This window comes from Streptomyces sp. A012304, from assembly GCF_026008495.1.
Lineage (GTDB): Bacteria > Actinomycetota > Actinomycetes > Streptomycetales > Streptomycetaceae > Streptomyces.
In genome coordinates this window covers 1-4,524 of sequence record NZ_BQUN01000147.1, presented here as the reverse complement: position 1 = coordinate 4,524, position 4,524 = coordinate 1, and the positions used below count along the sequence as shown (strand labels likewise).

General features: G+C 69.4%; 3 protein-coding genes. All 3 read left to right on the top strand.

The window, feature by feature from the left end:
- On the top strand, positions 1–441 hold a 441-nt coding region (locus ALMP_RS34895), incomplete at its 5' end, for a hypothetical protein (RefSeq protein ID WP_264935766.1).
- Positions 438–3,095, top strand: coding sequence for a bifunctional DNA primase/polymerase (locus ALMP_RS34890; RefSeq protein ID WP_264935765.1), 2,658 nt, complete (start codon positions 438–440; stop codon positions 3,093–3,095). The genes ALMP_RS34895 and ALMP_RS34890, both read left to right, overlap by 4 nt.
- A gap of 321 nt (positions 3,096–3,416) precedes the next feature.
- Positions 3,417–4,524 (top strand): DEAD/DEAH box helicase (locus ALMP_RS34885; protein WP_264935764.1); only part of this gene is annotated, 1,108 nt, incomplete at its 3' end.

Below are 4,524 nucleotides of genomic sequence, written 5' to 3'. Positions count from 1 at the left end.
CCCCCCGCCGAGGCGGCGGCCGGGGGTGTGCAGCTCGTGGACACCCCCGGCCGCCCGGCCCACCCCGAGTGCCGCCACTGGATCGGCGCGGAACGCCGGCACTGCAAGGAAGCCGACGGCGTCCGCCAGTACATCCCCGGCCCACGCTGCCCCGCCCACACCCCGAACGCCCTGCGAGGCCTGCCCGAGACCCCTCCCGGACCCGGCTGGCCCGCCCGGAAGGCGACATCTACCTCGGCCGCCACCTCGCTCACTGCCCAGGATGACAGCGTCACCGGGGCCCTGTTCGTCGACCTCGACGGCCGTCGCGCCCGCTACGAGTGCCTCCGTCCCGGCTGCACCCACCCCATCGAGGGCCCCGCCTACGGCGACGATGTCGCGCCGTTCGTCGCCACCATCCGCACCGACCACCCAGCTCGCTGCACCGGAGTGTCCCGTTGAACGACGCACAGACCCCCGACCTCCGGGCTTCCGCTCGCGAGCTGCACGACGCCGGCCTGTGCGTCCTGCCCGTCAAGCCTGACGGCAGCAAGGCCCCCGACGTCCGCTCCTGGACCGGATACAAGGTCACACGGTCCACTCCGGAGGAGCACGACCGCTGGTTCGGTGACGGCCGGCGCACCGGCATCGGCATCGTTACCGGCGCCGTCTCGGGCAACATCGAGCTGATCGAGTTCGAGGGCCTGGCCATCAAGGAAGGCCTCCTCGACGAGGTCACCGAGCTCGCCAACAACAGCGGGCTCGGTGATCTCTGGCAGGCAGTCACGACCGGCTGGGCCGACCAGTCGCCCTCCGGCGGCGTCCACTACAAGGTCATCGTCAAGGGCAGGCCCGTCGCCGCGAACAAAAAGCTCGCCCGCCGCCTCGCCCGTGAAGACGAGTACACCCCGGAAGAGCGTCAGCGCGTCGCCGAGAAGCCCAGCACCAAGATCGTGCGGGTTCTCGTCGAGACCCGAGGCGAAGGCGGCTTCGTCGTCATCGCCCCGTCGCACGGACCCACACACCCCAGCGGTGAGCCCTACGTCCGACTCGCCGGCGGTCCCACCACCATGGCCGTCGTCGAGCCGGAAGACCTCGACGCGCTGTACGCCCTGTGCCAGGCAGTCGACGCGATGCCCACCGAGGAGAAGGCCAAAACCGCGCCGCGACCGAAGCGCGAACTGCCCGCCGGATACGTGCGGCCCGGCGACGACTTCGAGAACAAGGCCAACTGGACGGAGATCATCGGCGAGGAGTTCGACCCCATCTTCACGCGCGGCCAGACCACGTACTGGCGACGCAAGGGCAAGAACCGCGGGATCTCCGCGACCACCGGCCACGCCTCCGACCGCGACCGGCTGTACGTGTTCAGCACGTCCACCGTGTTCGAGGCAGAGACGCCCTACGACAAGTTCGCCGCCTACACCCTGCTCACCCAGGGCAGCACCACCCTGGACGCGTTCAAGCGCGCCGCCGCCGACCTCCGCAGCAAGAACTACGGCTCCGAGCCGCCGCGTCAGCGCCTGCGGTCCGTCCCGAGGCAGACCGGTCCGTTCACCGACGGCTCGTCCGCCCTCGACCCGGACAGCGTCCCAGACCCAGACGAGCACGACACGGCCGGCGGCCCCGGCCTCCGTATCGTCCCCAGCAAGCCCGAGCTCGACATCACCAACGAGGCCGACGCCATCGACGGCCTGCTCGACATCATGGCCAGCGAGCAGCTGCCCGGCCTGTACAAGCGGTCCACCGGCCCCTGCTGGGTGTACGAAGACGACCAGGGCAACCCGCTCGTCAAGCAGCTCGGCACGGACAACCTGCGCGCCTACCTCGCCGACCACGTCACCACCTACCAGGTCGTCAGGGATCCGTTCACCGAGGGCACCAAGGAAGTCCGCGAGCTGGTCATGCCCAAAACCTGCGGCACGATCCTCGGCCGCAAGGACTGGCCGCTGCTGCCGCTCCGGGGAATCGTCACTTCCCCGGTCGTCCGGCCCGACGGCACGCTGGTCCAGGCGCCGGGCTACGACCGCGGCACCGGCCTGTACATGCACCCCCGCGTGCCCCTGCGACGCCTGCAACCGCAGGTGACGAAGGAGTCCATCGAGCGGGCCAAGGACATCGTCCTTCACCAGATGCTCGCCGACTTCCCGTTCGTCGACGACTCCGACCGAGCCCAGTACCTCGGCGCCCTGCTGTCGCCGATCATCCGGCCCTACGTACCCGGCCCGACGCCGCTCGTAATGATCACCAGCACCTCGCAGGGGTCCGGCAAGTCCCTGCTCATGGACGCCTTCGGCTACGTCTACGGGCTGTCCGTCACCCCATGGGCTGAGAACGACGCCGAACTGCGCAAGGCGATCACGGCCAAGCTGTGGGACTGCGGCGACCCCGTCATCGCCATGGACAACCTCCCGAACGGACACATCGTCAAGTCGCCGATTCTGTCCCAGCTCCTCACGTCGGCGGTCTGGAGCGACCGCCTGCTCGGCAGCACCAGCAGCGTCAGCATCCCCAACGACCGACTGTGGGTCCTCACCGGCAACAACCTGCGCACCGGCGGGGACAACGCACGCCGCACCCTCTGGGTACGCCTGGACCCGGACTGCCCGGACCCCGACCAGCGCGACAACTTCACCGTCGGCGACCTCCGCGAGTGGCTGGAGAGCAACGCGTCCACCGTCGTCGCCGCCCTGGTCACCATGGTCCGCGGCTGGCTCGCGGCCGGCGCCAAAACGGTGAACACGCGCATGGGCGACTACTCGCGGTGGGCGTCAACCGTGGCGGGGATCCTCGCCTACCTCGAAGTACCCGGCTGGCTGACCAACCGAGGGAACGCAACCGCAGCACTCGACGACGAAGCGCAGGAGTGGGCCGCATTCCTGACGGCCTGGCACACGACCATCGGCGACCGGGCCGTCACCACCAAGGAACTCCTGGGCCTCAAGGAGGACGTGCCGCGCCTCCACAACGGCGAACCGCCCTCGACCAAGATGCTCGGCCACTGGCTGAAGGCCCGCGAGGGCCGCTACTACGAAGATCTCAAGGTCGTCCTGGTCTACGACCGGAACCTGAAGCAGAACCGGTGGCGCGTCGAGCGGTACGGAGGCGCCCGGTGATCGCAACATCCCCGCATCGTGCGGGGTTTTCCCGGAATGCCGAAACCACTGCTGAGCTGCGCGTTTGCGGGAGTGCGGGGTTTTCCGGAATGGGCGGCACTCTCCCCGCATATGGACGCGCATCACATGCACCACGCGCAACACGCATGTGCATGCATCGCATGGAAAACAGCGGCTGCTCCACATGCCAGACCCAAAACACATTCCGGAGAACCCCGCAATCCCCGCTAAGCCGCAGGTCGGCGCTGGTTTTGCAAGGTCCGGAGAACCCCGCAGACATCCCCGCAACATCCCCGCAGAACCCCGCAACGGAGAGCCGAGGTGACCGAGTTGTCTGATACGCCCGAGACGTTCACGCCCCGCCCGTACCAGACAGAGGCCATCAAAGCCCTCATCTCCGGATGGAACGGCCCGAACAACCGACTCGCCGTCGTCCTCCCGACCGGCGCCGGCAAGACCGTCGTCTTCGCCAACCTCATCGACGAGCTGCTGCCCCAGCTCAACGGCGCCCGCGCCCTGGTCATCGCCCACCGCGAGGAGCTCATCGAGCAGGCCGCCGCGAAGATCCGCGCCGTCCGCCCCGACCTGCGGGTGGGCGTCGTCAAGGCCGAGCGCGACGAGCACCAGGACGCCGACGTGATCGTGGCCAGCATCCAGACCCTGGCCGTCGAGCGGCGCCGCAAGGCCATCGAGAACATCGGTGTCATCATCGTCGACGAGTGCCACCATGCAGCCGCCCCCAGCTACATGACGGTCCTCGAGCACTTCGGCGCCTGGCGGGGCCTGCCCGTCGCCGGGTTCACGGCGACGATGACCCGCACCGACGGCGGCCTCGCCGAGGTCTGGCAGGACGTCGTGTTCACCCTCGACATCCTGGAGATGATCGAGGACGGCTACCTGTGCGACGTCCGCGGGAAGCGTGTCATCGTTGACGGCCTCGACCTCGACACAGTCAGGACCCGCGCCGGCGACCTCCAGGACGGCCAGCTGGGCCAGGCCCTCGAGGACTCCGACGCCGGGCCGGTCGTCGCCCAGGCGTACCGGGAGCACGCGGGCGACCGGGCGGGCGTCGTCTTCACGCCGACCGTGTCCACCGCCCAGTCCATGGCCGAGACCTTCACCGCGGCCGGCATCCCCGCGGCCGCCGTCTGGGGCGACATGGCCCGCGACGACCGCGCGGCCACCCTCGACCGGTACCGGCGCGGTGACGTGCAGGTCCTGACGAATTGCATGGTGCTCACCGAGGGATTCGATGCCCCGTGGACGTCGTGCGCGGTCATCGCCCGCCCCACAAAGTCGGCCGGCCTGTACTGCCAGATGGCCGGCCGCGCGCTTCGCCTGTGGGAGGGCAAGAAGGACGCCCTGATCCTCGACGTGATGGGCGCCTCCACCCGTCACAAGCTCGCCTCGATCGTCGACCTGACGGGCC